Annotated in this window: 15 protein-coding genes; 9 read left to right on the top strand and 6 right to left on the bottom strand. The window is 73.9% G+C overall.

Annotated features, from left to right (window positions below):
• Positions 1-158 precede the first annotated feature (158 nt).
• Complete coding sequence (locus tag GRQ65_RS04795; RefSeq protein WP_337191493.1) at positions 159-620, bottom strand: MarR family winged helix-turn-helix transcriptional regulator; 462 nt, start codon at positions 618-620, stop codon at positions 159-161.
• An 83-nt stretch (positions 621-703) separates the two neighbouring features.
• Here GRQ65_RS04795 and GRQ65_RS04790 point away from each other — a divergent pair, with 83 nt between their 5' ends.
• Complete coding sequence (locus GRQ65_RS04790; RefSeq protein ID WP_160875636.1) at positions 704-2,482, top strand: ABC transporter ATP-binding protein; 1,779 nt, start codon at positions 704-706, stop codon at positions 2,480-2,482.
• Positions 2,483-2,489: 7 nt separating this feature from the next.
• On the opposite strand, the gene GRQ65_RS04785 is transcribed toward GRQ65_RS04790, so the two are convergent.
• Positions 2,490-3,356 carry an LLM class F420-dependent oxidoreductase gene (locus GRQ65_RS04785; protein ID WP_160875634.1) on the bottom strand — a complete coding sequence of 289 codons (867 nt, stop codon included), beginning with the start codon at positions 3,354-3,356 and terminating at the stop codon, positions 2,490-2,492.
• Positions 3,357-3,389: 33 nt separating this feature from the next.
• Between GRQ65_RS04785 and GRQ65_RS04780 the strand changes: the two genes are divergently transcribed.
• Complete coding sequence (locus GRQ65_RS04780) at positions 3,390-3,869, top strand: hypothetical protein (protein WP_160875632.1); 480 nt, start codon at positions 3,390-3,392, stop codon at positions 3,867-3,869.
• A gap of 27 nt (positions 3,870-3,896) precedes the next feature.
• Here GRQ65_RS04780 and GRQ65_RS04775 read toward each other — a convergent pair whose 3' ends face one another.
• Positions 3,897-4,676, bottom strand: a complete 780-nt coding sequence (locus GRQ65_RS04775; protein WP_160875630.1) for a pentapeptide repeat-containing protein — start codon at positions 4,674-4,676, stop codon at positions 3,897-3,899.
• Between the two features lie 23 nt (positions 4,677-4,699).
• Between GRQ65_RS04775 and GRQ65_RS04770 the strand changes: the two genes are divergently transcribed.
• From GRQ65_RS04770 to GRQ65_RS04760, 3 genes are read left to right on the top strand one after another with little or no spacing between them, the layout of a single operon-like run.
• The gene (locus tag GRQ65_RS04770) at positions 4,700-5,542 is read left to right on the top strand and encodes an aldo/keto reductase (protein ID WP_160875628.1); all 843 of its coding nucleotides are present in this window, start codon (positions 4,700-4,702) and stop codon (positions 5,540-5,542) included.
• Positions 5,543-5,549: 7 nt separating this feature from the next.
• Complete coding sequence (locus GRQ65_RS04765; RefSeq protein ID WP_160875626.1) at positions 5,550-6,608, top strand: alanine racemase; 1,059 nt, start codon at positions 5,550-5,552, stop codon at positions 6,606-6,608.
• A gap of 24 nt (positions 6,609-6,632) precedes the next feature.
• Positions 6,633-7,355 (top strand): peptidylprolyl isomerase, encoded by a 723-nt coding sequence (locus GRQ65_RS04760; protein ID WP_160875624.1) that lies wholly within the window; start codon positions 6,633-6,635, stop codon positions 7,353-7,355.
• Here the strand turns inward: GRQ65_RS04760 and GRQ65_RS04755 are convergent.
• On the bottom strand, positions 7,342-7,833 hold the full coding sequence (locus GRQ65_RS04755; protein WP_160875622.1) for an OsmC family protein: 492 nt from the start codon (positions 7,831-7,833) through the stop codon (positions 7,342-7,344). The two genes, GRQ65_RS04760 and GRQ65_RS04755, sit on opposite strands and share 14 nt — an antisense overlap.
• Positions 7,834-8,076: 243 nt before the next feature.
• On the opposite strand from GRQ65_RS04755, the gene pepN reads away from it, so the two are divergent.
• Positions 8,077-10,569, top strand: a complete 2,493-nt coding sequence (pepN, locus tag GRQ65_RS04750) for an aminopeptidase N (protein ID WP_160875620.1) — start codon at positions 8,077-8,079, stop codon at positions 10,567-10,569.
• On the top strand, positions 10,566-11,390 hold the full coding sequence (locus GRQ65_RS04745) for a formate dehydrogenase accessory sulfurtransferase FdhD (protein ID WP_160875618.1): 825 nt from the start codon (positions 10,566-10,568) through the stop codon (positions 11,388-11,390). Before pepN ends, GRQ65_RS04745 begins: the two co-directional genes overlap by 4 nt.
• 63 nt (positions 11,391-11,453) lie before the next feature.
• On the opposite strand, the gene GRQ65_RS04740 is transcribed toward GRQ65_RS04745, so the two are convergent.
• Complete coding sequence (locus GRQ65_RS04740; RefSeq protein ID WP_160875616.1) at positions 11,454-11,957, bottom strand: hypothetical protein; 504 nt, start codon at positions 11,955-11,957, stop codon at positions 11,454-11,456.
• 11 nt (positions 11,958-11,968) lie between these two features.
• Between GRQ65_RS04740 and GRQ65_RS23250 the strand changes: the two genes are divergently transcribed.
• Positions 11,969-12,094 carry a hypothetical protein gene (locus GRQ65_RS23250; protein ID WP_272917533.1) on the top strand — a complete coding sequence of 42 codons (126 nt, stop codon included), beginning with the start codon at positions 11,969-11,971 and terminating at the stop codon, positions 12,092-12,094.
• A 166-nt stretch (positions 12,095-12,260) separates the two neighbouring features.
• On the opposite strand, the gene GRQ65_RS04735 is transcribed toward GRQ65_RS23250, so the two are convergent.
• On the bottom strand, positions 12,261-12,707 hold the full coding sequence (locus GRQ65_RS04735; protein WP_160875614.1) for a hypothetical protein: 447 nt from the start codon (positions 12,705-12,707) through the stop codon (positions 12,261-12,263).
• A 66-nt stretch (positions 12,708-12,773) separates the two neighbouring features.
• Between GRQ65_RS04735 and GRQ65_RS04730 the strand changes: the two genes are divergently transcribed.
• Entirely contained in the window at positions 12,774-13,952 is a 1,179-nt protein-coding gene (locus GRQ65_RS04730; RefSeq protein ID WP_160875612.1) for an exonuclease SbcCD subunit D C-terminal domain-containing protein, read from the top strand.
• The last annotated feature ends 3 nt before the right edge of the window (positions 13,953-13,955 follow it).

The following is a 13,955-nucleotide window of genomic DNA, read 5'->3' as shown; positions in this document are numbered from 1 at the left end:
GCACCGGCGTCACCACGAGGTGGTGGTCGGGCGACCCGTCGCACCGGACCCGGGGGTCAGCATGTCGACACGACGGTGAGGGGACTACTCCCTTTCGGGTGAGACCCTAGGGCACCCACGCGGCCCACCGCACGTCGTACGCCGTGCGACCCTGGTCACTAGCCGCCCGGCTCGGGCTCTGCCAGCACCGCGAGGATGCGGGCGAGCTCGGCCCGGTCACGGGCCGACAGCCGCCCGAAGACCCGCTGCGACTCCGCCCCCTTCGTGGCCCGCAGCTCGCGCGTGAGGGCGCGCCCCTGCTCGGTCAGCACGACCCGCAGGGCCCGCCGGTCGGTCGGGTCCGGGCGCCGCTGGACCAGGCCCTTGGCCTCGAGCCCGTCGACGACCTCGGTCACCGAGCGCGGCGCGATGCGCAGGTGCTGGGCGAGCTCGGAGGCCCGGACCCCCTCGGGTGCGTCGTCCTCTCCGCAGCCGTGCCGCTCGACGACGCGCAGGGCGCGCACCTGGCCCGGGGTCACGTCGTAGGACGCCCACGCGGCGACGGACGCCTCGCGCATGCGCCGCGAGACCGCCCAGAACGCCTCGGACAGCACGGAGAGCCCATCGAGGTCAACAGCCACGGGAACAGAGTAGCGACCGATCGCGTTGCACCCTCACAGTGAGGTAACCTCAGCAAATCATCCCCGTCTCCAGGAGGGCGCCCATGCCCCGGTTCCAGACTCCCGACAAGCCCACCGCCCTCGAGCGCGAGCAGGCCCACCAGGTCTCGCTGCGCCGCATCGCCGGACTCTTCCGACCCCACCGCGCCGCGGTCGCGGGGGTCGTCGCCATCATCGCCGCGAGCTCGGTCGTCGGGCTCGCCTCGCCGTTCCTGCTCCGCGCCGTCATCGACACCGCGCTGCCGCAGCAGGACCTGCACCTGCTCGTGCTGCTGACCGGCGCGATGGTCCTGGTCGCCGCGGTCACCGCCGTTCTCGGCGTCGTGCAGACCTGGGTCAGCACCCGGGTCGGCCAGGAGGTCATGCACGGCCTGCGCACCGACGTCTTCGCGCACCTGCAGCGCCAGTCGGTCGGGTTCTTCACCCGCACCCGCACCGGCGAGGTGCAGTCGCGCATCACCAACGACATCGGCGGGATGCAGTCGGTCGTGACCTCGACCGCCACGAGCATCGCCGCCAACCTGACCACCACCGTCGCCACCGCGATCGCCATGGTCGCGCTCTCGTGGCGCCTCGCCCTCGTCTCCCTGGTCGTGCTGCCGCCCGCGCTCTGGCTGAGCCGCAAGGTCGCGCGGCTGCGCCGCGAGATCACCGGCGCCCAGCAGCGCGAGCTCGCCGACCTCAACGTCACCATCGACGAGAGCCTCTCGATCAACGGCGTGCAGCTGAGCAAGACGCTCGGCACGGGCCCCGCCCTGGTCGACCGCTTCTCCGCCTCCAGCGCCCGGCTCGTCGACCTCGAGCTCCGCTCCCAGCTCGCCGGGCGGTGGCGGATGGCCTCGATGAGCGTCATCTTCGCCGCGATCCCCGCCGTGCTCTACCTCGGCGCCGGGCTGCCGATGACCGCCGGCACGATGACCATCGGCACCCTGATCGCCTTCACGGCGCTGCAGGGCCAGCTCTTCCGGCCCCTCATGGGGCTGCTCAACACCGGCGTGCAGGTCGTCAGCTCGCTCGCGCTGTTCCAGCGGGTCTTCGAGTACCTCGACCTTCCCGTCGAGATCGACGAGCCCGAGCACCCGGTCGACCTCGACCCCGCCCGGGTCCGCGGCGAGGTGCGGTTCGAGGCCGTCGGGTTCACCTACCCGGGCAGCGACGTGCCCGCCCTCGACGGAGTCGACCTCGTCGTGCCCGCTGGCACGACGCTCGCCCTCGTCGGCGAGACCGGCTCCGGCAAGACCACGCTGGCCTCGCTCGTCGCCCGGCTCGCCGACCCGACGACCGGCCGCGTCACCATCGACGGCGTCGACGTGCGCGACCTGCGCCTGGGCGACCTCGCCGAGATCGTCGGGGTCGTCAGCCAGGAGACCTACCTCATCCACGCGAGCGTGCGAGAGAACCTCCGCTACGCCCGTCCCGACGCCACGGACGCCGAGATCGAGGACGCCGCCCGCGCGGCGCGCATCCACGACCTGCTCGCCTCGCTCCCCGACGGCTACGACACCGTCGTAGGCTCGCGCGGCCACCGGTTCTCCGGCGGGGAGAAGCAGCGCCTGGCCATCGCCCGCACCCTGCTGCGCAACCCGCGCGTGCTGGTGCTCGACGAGGCGACCAGCGCGCTCGACACCGAGACCGAGCGTGCGGTGCAGCAGGCCTTCGACACCCTTGCCGAGGGCCGCACGACCGTCACGATCGCGCACCGGCTCTCCACCGTGCGCGACGCCGACCAGATCGTCGTGCTCGACCACGGCCGGGTCGCCGAGCGCGGCGACCACGACTCCCTGCTGCGCACCGAGGGGCGCTACGCCGCGCTCGCGGCCTGATCACAGCTCAGACGTCGGACAGCCGCGGCAGCACCCGCTCGCACAGCTCACCGGTCCACGCGACGGGGTCGTCGCCGGCCGGCCCGCAGGCGACCAGCTCGATCCCGAGACCGGCGTACGACTCGGCCGTGGCCAGGAAGGCGTCGGTGTCGCCGACCGGGTCGGCCGAGACGATGACGGTCTTCTCGATCGTGTCGTAGTCGCGGCCGACGTCGTCGCAGTGGCGGCGCAGCACGTCGAGCTTGTGCTGCACCTCCTCGGCGGGGCCGCCGAACAGGTTGCACGCGTCGGCGTACTGCGCGACGAGGCGCAGGGTCTTCCGCTCCCCACTGCCGCCGACCATGATCGGCGGCGGTGACTGCACCGGCGGCGGCACGTTGACGGGCTCGGCGAGCCGGTAGTGCTCGCCGGCGTACGCCGAGCGGTCGCCGCGCCACATCTGCGTGACGACCTGCAGGGTCTCCTCGAGCCGCTCGAACCGCTCGGAGGTCGACGGGAACGGCACGCCCAGCCCCTCGTGCTCGCGGTCGTACCACGCCGCTCCGATGCCGAGCACCGCACGACCGCCGGAGAGGACGTCGAGGGTCGTGACCGTCTTGGCCAGCAGGCCCGGGTGGCGGTAGGTCACGCCGGTGACCAGCAGCCCGAGCCGCATCCGCTCGGTCACCGCCGCGAGGTAGCCGAGGGTGGTGTAGCCCTCGAGCATCGGCTGGTCCGGGCCGCCGAGCTGCTCCATCTGGAACCAGTGGTCCATGACCGTGAACTGCGCGACGCCGCCCTCGTCGGCGGTGCGCGCGGTGTCGGTCAGCCGCTCGGCCAGCCGGTGCTCCCAGTCGGGGTGGGTGAAGTTCGAGTAGTGCAGGCCCAGGCGCATGCTGACGAACCTACGCCGGGGTACCCCCCGCCCATGAGCGATCGACCCAGCGACCGACCTTCTGACCAGCGCACCGACCACCACACCCGGCCCGACGGCGTCGACGACGCCACCGTCGAGGCGCTGGGCAAGCTCTCGGAGGCCCTCGAGGTCGTCGAGGAGTGCCGCGGCCTCCTCTACGCCTTCCACCGCCGCAGCGGCACCGCCGACCTGACCCTCGGCGAGGCCGTCGACGCGCTGCGCGACGCCGGGCACACCGAGCTCGCCGACCGGATCGAGCGCGAGGTGGTCGGCCGCAACATCATCGAGGGTCGCTGGAGCTTCCAGGTCGTCGAGGAGTACGACGACACCTACTGGTCGAAGGTCCGAGAGGTCGAGCAGGCCGCGCGCGACGAGCTCGTCGGTGGTCGCCGGCACCTCTTCGAGGCCGAGATGAAGGAGGACCGCCGCACCCGCGGCGAGCGCCACCACGAGGCCACCCCCGACGACGGCAGCCAGAACGCCGCCGACTGAGGAGCCGGCTGAGGAGCCGGCTGAGCGTCAGCCCCAGGTCGCCGGCCGGCGCAGGCCGGTCGGCAGCAGCGTGGTGGCATCGCCCCGGGCGGCGGCGAGCTGGGGCTGGGTCAGGAACAGCGCCGTCCTGAGGTCGGCGCCCGTGAGGTCGGCGTCGCGCAGGTCGGCGCCCAGCAGGTCGGTGCGCTCGAGGACGCAGCCGCGCAGGTCGGCGGCGACGAGGACGGCGCTGCGGAGGTCGGCGCGGCGCAGGTCGGTGCGCCGCAGGTCGCGCCCGAGCAGGTCGAGCCCGGCGTACGACGGGGCGTCGGCTCCGCGCACCGCCGCCGAGTGGGCGCGGAGCAGGGGGCCGACCCGGGCGGCGACGGCGTCGACGTCGAGGCCGACCAGCTCCTCGGGCGAGCCGTCGGCCAGTCCCCGCACCTCCCGCCGGAGCGCGTCGGAGCCGCGGACCTCGCGCAGCAGCACCTGCATCTCGTGCAGCCACGACACCTTCACGAACACCTCGCGGGTCTCCGCCGGCAGGCCGCTCGACAGGTCGCGGCCGGCGTAGGTCACCTGCACGACCTGCTGGCCCGCGCCGAGGCAGTCGTAGGCGACGCAGCCGCGCATGCCGGCGCTCATCAGCCGGGGGTGGATCGAGCAGGCCGACCCGGCCAGGTGGCGGCACGGCTCGCCCCCGGCCTTGTCGAAGGCGAAGTCGTTCGAGCGCGCGAAGGGCAGCACGACGCAGCACAGCGCCGCGCACTGGGCGCAGTCCGGCGTCAGCCGCGCTGAGTCGTCGTCCTGAGTCCTGAGTTCGACCACACCGTCATGGATACCGTGCGGCCATGACCGCTCCGACCACCGACCGCACCCTCGTCGACGGCACCACGATCCCCGCCGTCGGCTTCGGCACCTCCGGGCTCAAGGGAGAGGACGCCGTCACCGCCGTCCTCAGCGCCCTCGAGAAGGGCTACCGCCTCATCGACACGGCGGTGAACTACGGCAACGAGGCCGAGGTCGGCGAGGCCATCCGGCGCTCGGACGTGCCCCGTGACGAGATCGTGGTGACGAGCAAGATCCCCGGCCGCGCCCACGCCTACGACGACGCGATCGCCAGCACCCGTGAGTCGCTCGAGCGGCTGGGGCTCGACCGGATCGACGTGCACCTCATCCACTGGCCCAACCCCGGGCGTCGGCTGTTCGGCGAGACCTGGCGCGCGCTCGTCGCGCTTCGCGACGAGGGGCTGGTGCGCTCCCCCGGCGTCTCCAACTTCACCGAGGCGCACCTGCAGCAGGTCGTCGACGACACCGGGGTCGTGCCGGTGCTCAACCAGATCGAGCTGCACCCCTACTTCCCCCAGGCCGAGCTCCGCGAGGTGCACGAGCGGCTCGGCATCGTCACCGAGTCGTGGAGCCCGTTCGCGCGCCAGCAGGCGGTCTTCGACGAGGAGCCGGTGCGCGCCGCCGCCGAGGCGCACGGCGTCACGCCGGGCCAGGTCGTCATGCGCTGGCACCTGCAGCTCGGCGCGCTGCCCATCCCCAAGTCGGCCACGCCGGAGCGGCAGGCCCAGAACCTCGACCTCGACGGCTTCGAGCTCACCGACGACGAGGTCGCCGCGATCACCGGACTCGGGCGGCCCGACGGTCGCTGGTTCGACGGCGACCCCGAGACGCACGAGGAGGACTGAGCCCCCCGTGCGGACGCCGACGACGCCGTACCTGCGCGTCGACCTCGACCGGCTGCGGCGCAACGTGCGCCGCGCCGCCGACCACGCGAAGACCAACCGATTCGCGCTGCGTCCGCACGCCAAGACCCACAAGACCCCCGAGATCGCGAGGCTGCAGCTCGCCTCGGGGGCGGTGGGGCTCACCGTCGCCACCCTCGGCGAGGCCGAGGTGTTCCTGCGCCACGGCTGCTACGACTTCTTCATCGCCTACCCGGTCCACGTCGACGAGCGCGCCGCCGAGCGGCTGCGCGACCTCGCCGAGCGGGCCCGGGTCGCCATCGGCATCGACTCCGTCGACGGGGCGGCCAGGGCCGGGCGGCTCCTGGCGCCGTACGGCGTCGAGGTGGTCGTCGAGGTCGACAGCGGCCAGCACCGCACCGGCTGCCAGCCGGAGCAGGCGGGTCAGGTGGCGCTCGCGGCGACGCGTGCGGGGCTCACGGTCCGAGGGGTCTTCAGCTTCCCCGGCCACGGCTACTCGCCCGAGGGTGCGGTCGCGGCGGCCGCGGACGAGGCCCGGGCGCTCGCGACCGCACGCGACGCGGTGCGGGCGGCGGGGCTCGAGGTGGAGGTCGTGAGCGGCGGATCGACGCCGACCTTCGCCCACGCCGACCTCGGGGTCGTCACCGAGCTGCGCCCGGGCGTCTACGTCTTCGGCGACGCCCAGCAGTGGGAGCTCGGCGCCGCGCGGCCCGAGGACATCGCCCTGACCTGCCGGGCCACCGTCGTCAGCCACGCCGGCGGACGCGTGGTCCTCGACTCGGGCGCCAAGGCCATCGGTGCCGACCGGGCGCCGTACAACACCGGCCACGGCCGGCTCCTCGAGCGCCCCGACGCCCGGATCGTCCTGCTCTCCGAGCACCACGCGGTCGTCGACGTCGGCGACGGACCGCTGCCGCCCGTGGGATCACGCCTCGACGTCGTCCCCAACCACTGCTGCACCGCGGTCAACCTCACCGACGAGCTGTGGGTCGAGGAGCACGGCCTGCTCCGGCCCTGGGAGGTCGCGGCCCGCGGCCGCAACGGCTGAGGCCGGTCTTCTACCCTCGTGCCCATGCTCCTGCGCCGCTCCCGCCTGTCCGCCGCCGCCTCGGCCCTCGCCCTGACCGGGCTGCTCGCGCTCGGCGGGTGCGGTGACGACGACGGCACCACGGCGACCGACGGCGGCTCCGGAGGCAGCGACCTCGACCTCTCCTCGTTGCCGACCGGCGCCCCGGTGGCCTGCGACTACGCCGACGACGACAACCTGCCCGCCGCGCGCGACGTCGAGAAGCCGCCCGCCGAGGCGGCCTACACCGGCGAGATCCCGATCGTGCTGTCGACGACGCTGGGCGCCCTCGACCTGACGCTCGACGCCACGAAGGCGCCGTGCACGGTCGGCTCGTTCCTGTCCCTGGCCTCACAGGGCTACTACGACGACACGCCGTGCCACCGGCTCGTGACCCCGCAGAGCGGCGGGCTGTCGGTGCTGCAGTGCGGCGACCCGTCCGGGAAGGGCACCGGCGGCCCGGGCTACACCGTGCCCGACGAGCTCGACGGGTCCGAGACCTACCCGGCCGGCACCCTGGCGATGGCCAACATCGGCCAGCCCGACACCAACGGCTCGCAGTTCTTCATGGTGTACGCCGCCACGCAGCTGCCGCCGGAGTACACCGTCTTCGGCACCCTCGACCAGGCCGGCATCGACAAGGTCGCGGCCCTGGCCGAGAAGGGCGTCGCCGCCGACGGCGTGGCCCCCGCCGAGGCCGTCGACATCGAGCGGGTCAGCCTGGGCTGACCTCCCCGTCGACGGGTCCCGTCCGGTAGACCACCGGGTCGCCGACGGTGACGGTGCGTCCGACGGTGCACAGCCGGTCCTGGATCTGCTGCACGGTGCGCGGCAGCACCGCGCGGGCGGCGTCGCCGGCCTCGCCCTCGGGGAAGGTGACGTCGAAGGTCACCTGCAGCTGCACCATGTGCGAGCCGTGCTCGTCGCGCACCTTGTGGCCCTCGGCCCGCGCGGCGAACGTCTCGAACGGCGCACGCTTGCCGGTGATGAGGTCGAGGTCGACGGCGCCGCAGCCCACGAGCGCCGCGAGGAGCAGCTCGACCGGCGTGAAGTCGGGGTCCTCGCCCGTGCCGATCGACACCCCGCCGCCGCGGGCGTTGGTCGCCATCCAGCGGTGCTCGCCGATCTGGTGGAGACCGACGCTGCGGTGGGTGTCGGGGCCGAGCTCGGCCTGGTGCGCCGGGGTCTGCTCAGGGAGTGAGGGCATGGGCCCAGGGTGGCACGACGGACCCCGAGCAGACGCTCGGGATCCGTCGCCGGACGGAGACCCATGGGGAGGGTCCGTCCCCGGCCGCGGGTCGCTCGGGGGAAGCGTCTCCAGCGGCGGCATGCGGACCGCGCAGCACCCGCGCGGTCGAGCACGAGGCTAGACCTGCGCCGCGGGCCCGCCCAAAACCCCCGCGCGGTGACCCGCACCACTCGGCCGCGGGCCGCCTCCTAGGCTGGTGAGGTGTCCCGCACCACCGAGTCCCCCGCGTCCCTGCAGCGCTCCGAAGCGGTGGCCCGCAAGGCCCTGCTCGACCTCTCGTCGTACGACGTCACGCTCGACCTGGCCGCCGACGAGGCGACGTTCGGCTCGACCACGGTGCTGCGGTTCCGCAGCGGCGCCGGACAGACCTTCCTCGACCTCAAGCCGCAGCGGCTGCACACCGTGCGGCTCGATGGACGCCCGCTGGAGACCGACCTGCTCGCGCGCGGTCGGTTCCCGCTCGACCTCGGCGCGGGCGAGCACGAGCTGGTCGTCGAGGCCACGATGGGCTTCCGCAACGACGGCGAGGGGCTGCACCGCAGCGTCGATCCGGCCGACGGACGGCACTACGTCTACGCGATGATGTTCATGGACGCCGCCCCCAGCGTCTTCGCCTGCTTCGACCAGCCCGACCTCAAGGCGTCCTACACGCTGCACGTGCGGGCGCCCCACGACTGGACCGTCGTCGCCAACGCCCCCGGCTCGCGCGTCGAGGCGGGCACCTGGGAGTTCGAGCCCAGCGCCCCGCTGTCGACGTACTTCGTCAGCCTCGTCGCCGGTCCGTGGCACGTGCTCGAGACCGAGCACGACGGCATCCCGCTCGGCCTCAGCTCGCGGGCCAGCCTCGCGGCCGACCTCGACAAGGACGCCGAGGAGCTGTTCACCCTCACCCGGCAGAGCTTCGACGAGCTGCACCGGCTCTTCGGGATGCGCTACCCGTTCGTGAAGTACCACCAGGCCTTCGTGCCGGAGTTCAACGCCGGCGCCATGGAGAACCCCGGCTGCGTCACCTTCCGCGACCCGCTCGTCTTCACCAGCCGGGTCACCCGGGCGCTGCGGGTGCAGCGCGCGACGACGGTGGCCCACGAGATGGCCCACCAGTGGTTCGGCGACCTGGTCACCCCCGCGTGGTGGGACGACCTCTGGCTCAACGAGTCGTTCGCCGAGTACATGGGCAACCGCGTCACCGCCGACGCCACGGAGTACGCCGAGGCGTGGGCCGAGATGGCCTACGCGCGCCGCCAGTGGGGGCTCGTCGCCGACCAGGGCCCGACCACCCACCCGGTCGCGGGCAACGGCGCGGTCGACGCGACGGCAGCCCTGCAGGACTTCGACGGCATCTCCTACGCCAAGGGCTCGGCGATCCTGCGCCAGCTGGCCGCCACGCTCGGCGACGACACCTTCTTCGCCGGCGTGCGCGACCACTTCGAGCGTCACCGCTTCGACAACGCGACCGCAGCCGACCTGTTCGGCAGCTGGGAGCGCGCCGGGGCCGGCGACCTGTCGACGTTCGCCGGGCCGTGGCTGCAGACCGCCGGGCCCGACACGCTGTCCTTCGACCGCGCGGCCGGGCTCGTGCGACGCACGCAGCCCTCGGTCTCCGGCGCGGAGGCCGACCGGCCGCACCGGCTGCGGGTCGCCGTCGCCGACCGCGACGGGCTGTGGAGCGACCACGAGCTGGAGATCACCGCCGCGGAGACACCGTTCGCGCTGCCCGCCGACGTCGCCGACGACGCCCCGGTGGTGGTCGACCCCTACCTCGACACCTGGGCGGTGACCGTGCCCGACACCGCGACCGTGCGGGCGCTGGTCGACCTGCTGCCCGCGGTCGACGACCCCGAGCTGCGCGCCGGGATCTGGAGCAGCGTGCGCAGCGCCCTGCACAACGCCCTCGTCGTCCCCGCCGACGTGCTCGACCTCGTCGTCGCCTCGCTGCCCGTCGAGGACACCGAGGACAGCGCACGCCGCACGATGGCCTGGGTCTACGGCTGGGTGCTGCCGCTGCAGGCCGACCCCGCTGCGGCGAGCGCCCGGGTGCACGACGCCGCCCTCGCTCGGCTGGCCGAGCTGCGGGCCGGCTCCGAGGAGCAGCTCGCGGCGTTCCGCGTCGCCGTCGCCACGGCTCCGGCGCCCCGCCTGCAGGGCTGGCTCGAGGGGCGTGACCTGCCGGACGGCGTACCGCTCGACCTGGACCTGCGCTGGCGGGTGCTGCGCCGCCTCGCTGCACACGGCGCCGTCGACGAGGCCGGGCTCGACGAGCAGCTCGCCGTCGACCCCACCCAGGTCGCCACGGTCGCCCACGCGGGCGCCCGCGCCTCCCTCCCCAGCGTGGAGGCGAAAGCCTGGGCGTGGCAGCGGTTCACCGGCGAGGTGTCGGTGCCCAACTACGAGCTCGAGGCGGTCGGACTCGGCTTCTGGCAGGGCTCGCAGACCGAGCTGACCACGCCGTACGTCGGGCGCTACTTCGACGAGCTGTCCGGCACCGCCGCCGTGCGCAGCGGCTGGACGCTCGGCGACGCCGCCGAGGTCTTCTTCCCGCGCACCTCGCTCGACGCGGCGACGCTGGCCCGCGCCGAGGCGCTGGCCGACGACCCCGGCCTCGACGTCACGCTGAGGCGGCGGCTGGTCGAGGCGACGGACACGCTGCGCCGCAAGCTCGCCGCGCTCGGCCGCTCGACGGGGCCCGTCTCGTGAGCGAGCGCGCCCGCCGCCCCGGGCCGACCGTCCGCACCCGGGTCCGCGAGCAGCTGGCCGACGGCACCGAGCGCCGCCACGAGGACCGGCTCGCGACCGAGGAGCCCCTGGAGATCCGGCTCGCCTGGCCCGGCGCCGATGCACGCCGGGTCTGGGTCACGATGCGCACCCCGGGTCACGACTTCGAGCTCGCCGCGGGGTGGCTGGTCCACGAGGGGCTGCTCGCCGCTCCCCCGCGCACGATCGCCTACTGCACCGACGTCGACCTCGCCCCCGAGCAGGAGTTCAACGTCGTCACGGTCACGCTCGACCAGCCGCCCACCCGCGACCCCGGTCACCGGCACGCCGGCTCCGGGTCGTCGGCCTGCGGCGTCTGCGGCAAGGACAGCGTGGCCGAGGCCCTCGCCGCTCCCGCCGCGGGGCGCTGGGCGGGCGAGCTGCCGCCGCCGGACGTCGTACGCGCCCTGCCGGACGCGCTGCGCACCGGCCAGCGGGTCTTCGACTCGACCGGCGGCGTCCACGCGGCCGCGCTGGCCCGCGCCGACGGTGAGCTGCTCGTCGTCCGCGAGGACGTCGGGCGCCACAACGCCGTCGACAAGGTCACCGGCGCCCGCGTCGTCGCGGGCGCCTCGCCCGCCGAGGCCGCCCTGGTCGTGAGTGGTCGCGCCGGCTTCGAGCTCGTGCAGAAGGCCGTCGCCGCCGGCGTCGGGGCGCTGGTCGCCGTCGGCGCCCCCACCTCGCTGTCGGCGGCGCTCGCCAAGGAGTCCGGCCTCGCGCTGTTCGGCTTCACCTCGCCGAAGCGCACCGTCCGCTACGCCTGACCCCGCCCGCCGGTCGAGGAAGGACGGAGTTCTGTCTCGAGACCAGCGGGCGGTCGACGGCTCTCAGCGGCGCTTGGTCGGCTTCTGGACTCGGAAGGCGAACGTCGAGGGCGTGGCGTCGACGTTGCCGACGACGGCCGCGCGCACGTAGACCTCGTGCTTGCCGAGCGAGAGCTTGCGCGTGTTGACCTCGAACGGGCTCGAGCAGACGCGCCAGGACCGGTTGTCGAGACGGCACTGGAAGCCGGCGCCGGCGGTCGGGCTGACGAAGACGCACGACGCCTTGGCTCCGCGCTTGACGTACTCCAGACCCACGACCTGGCTGGTCTCGGGTGCCGCGGGAGGAGCCGGCGCGGGCAGCGGCGGGAGGTTGACGGTCTCGCAGTTCTTCACCACGTCGACACGGTCGGCGGTCACGGTGTCCTGACCGTCCCCGCAGTCGACCTCGTCGACCTGGCCGTCCTGGACGTTGATCGTGTCGGTGCCCTCGCCGCAGCGGACCTGGTCGTTGCCGGCCCCGGGGGTTGATCGTGTCGGTGCCGGGCCCGGCGTCGACGAAGTCGTCATCGCTGCCGCCGGTGAACGTGTCGGCGCCGCTGTGCAGCCGCACCACGACCCGGCCGGCGTACGTCGAGGAGTTGACGTCGCTGACGTTGTTGACGCCGTCGGGCATCGAGAGCACGAACGCCTCGACCCCGCTCTGAGCGCGGCCGGCGACGTTGATCGCGTACGTCGTGGGCGTGAGCGCGAAGCTCACCGCGGTGTCCGGGGCGCCGGTGTAGTCGAACTCGACGATGTCGGAGCCCTGGCCGCCGGTGGCCGTGCCGGCCGGGGAGGTGCAGCGATGGTTGCCGCCGCCGCCGTCGACGTTCAGACCGCCGAGATGCGGTCGCTGCCGTCGAAGGTGTTGACGGTGTCGAGCGCGTCGGCGGCGACGACGACGACGTCGTACGGCGAACCGGTCACGTCGGGATCGGCGAGACCGTTCGCGCTGTCCACACGCACCTGTCGCACGGCCGGGAAGCTCGCAGTCGTCGCACCCGGGAACGAGAGCGTGTTGTTCCAACCGTCGAGCTGGATGTCGAAGTCGGTGATCGCGCTGCAGGCGGTGGTCGTGGCGACAGCATCGACAACCAGGGACGAGCCCGTGCACGTGATCGCTGCAGTGTCCCCCGAGGCGCCCGCCGTGATCGCTGCTGTGCCGCCGGTGACGGACGTGGTCCTTAGAGCGAGCGCCGGGGCGGCGAGCAGCAGGCTGAGCCCGCCGGCGGTGGTCAGGACGAGGGTGCGGCGTGGGGTCCGAGACTTGCGCCTCACCGTAACCCGTCGCGGCCCGGCGTGGGCTCCGCCGCACTGTCGGTGCCGCCGCCTAGCGTCTCTGGCGTGCGCATCCTCCACACCTCCGACTGGCACCTGGGCCGGTCGTTCCACCGTGAGGGGATGCTCGCGCACCAGGCGACCTACCTCGACCACCTGCTCGAGGTCGTCGAGTCCGAGTCGGTCGACCTCGTGGTCGTCGCCGGCGACGTCTACGACCGAGCGCTGCCCCAGGTCGACGCCGTCGCCCTGGCCGACGACGTCCTCGCCCGGCTCGCGGCGTCGCGAGCGCGCGTCGTCATCACCAGCGGCAACCACGACTCCGCACGCCGTCTCGGCTTCAGCTCGCGGCTGATCGACGCGGCCGGCGTTCACCTGCGCACCGACGCCGGCTCGGTCGGCACCCCGGTCCTGCTCGGTGACGACGACGGCGACGTCGCGGTCTACGGCCTGCCCTACCTCGACCCCGACGTCCTGCGCGAACAGTGGGGGCTCGCCGCCCGCTCCCACGAGGCTGCGCTGATCGAGGCCATGCGCCGTGTCCGTGGCGACCTCGCCGGACGTTCGCGCGGGCGGTCGCGCACCCGCTCGGTGGTGCTCGCCCACGCCTTCGTGGCGGGTGCCCAGCCGAGCGAGTCCGAGCGCGACATCAGCGTCGGCGGGGTCTCCCGGGTGCCGGTGCCCGTCTTCGACGGCGTCGACTACGTCGCGCTCGGCCACCTGCACGGCCCGCACACGCTCACCGACCGGGTCCGCTACAGCGGCTCCCCCCTGGCCTACTCGTTCTCCGAGGCCGACCAGCGCAAAGGCTCGTGGCTCGTCGACCTCGCGGCCGACGGGTCGGTCGCCGCCGAGTTCGTGGAGGCACCCGTGCCGCGGGCGCTGGCGCGGCTGACCGGCACCCTCGACGAGCTGCTGGTCGACCCACGCCTCGGCGTCCACGAGTCCTCCTGGGTGCAGGCCACCCTCACCGACGACGCCCGTCCGAGCCAGGCGATGGAGCGGTTGCGCCGTCGCTTCCCGCACACGCTGGTGCTGTCGTTCGCCCCGTCCGGGCCGGGCGGCGACGGCGTGCCGCTCGCTCGCACGCGCGGGCGCAGCGACCACGAGATCGCGCTCGACTTCGTCAGCGCGATGCGGGGAGGTCCTGCTTCCGAGGCCGAGGCCGCGCTGCTGCAGACCGCCTGCGACGCGTGCGCCGACGATCCCGAGGCCGACGTCCTCGCCACGGACGGTCTGTGGTGAGGC

Source organism: Nocardioides flavescens (assembly GCF_009823805.1).
In the GTDB taxonomy this organism is placed as follows: Bacteria; Actinomycetota; Actinomycetes; order Propionibacteriales; family Nocardioidaceae; genus Nocardioides; species Nocardioides flavescens.
The sequence above is the reverse complement of the archived record's forward strand: the minus strand, read 5'-3'. Positions and strand labels throughout refer to the sequence as shown.

What these genes read in the sequence shown, in the direction of transcription:
- GRQ65_RS04790 (WP_160875636.1), top strand. Translation starts at nt 704, where the DNA reads ATGCCCCGGTTCCAGACTCCCGACAAGCCCACCGCCCTCGAGCGCGAG.
- GRQ65_RS04740 (WP_160875616.1), bottom strand. Translation starts at nt 11,957, where the DNA reads ATGACGACTTCGTCGACGCCGGGCCCGGCACCGACACGATCAACCCCC.
- GRQ65_RS04780 (WP_160875632.1), top strand. Translation starts at nt 3,390, where the DNA reads ATGAGCGATCGACCCAGCGACCGACCTTCTGACCAGCGCACCGACCAC.
- GRQ65_RS04760 (WP_160875624.1), top strand. Translation starts at nt 6,633, where the DNA reads ATGCTCCTGCGCCGCTCCCGCCTGTCCGCCGCCGCCTCGGCCCTCGCC.
- GRQ65_RS04755 (WP_160875622.1), bottom strand. Translation starts at nt 7,833, where the DNA reads ATGCCCTCACTCCCTGAGCAGACCCCGGCGCACCAGGCCGAGCTCGGC.
- GRQ65_RS04770 (WP_160875628.1), top strand. Translation starts at nt 4,700, where the DNA reads ATGACCGCTCCGACCACCGACCGCACCCTCGTCGACGGCACCACGATC.
- GRQ65_RS04785 (WP_160875634.1), bottom strand. Translation starts at nt 3,356, where the DNA reads ATGCGCCTGGGCCTGCACTACTCGAACTTCACCCACCCCGACTGGGAG.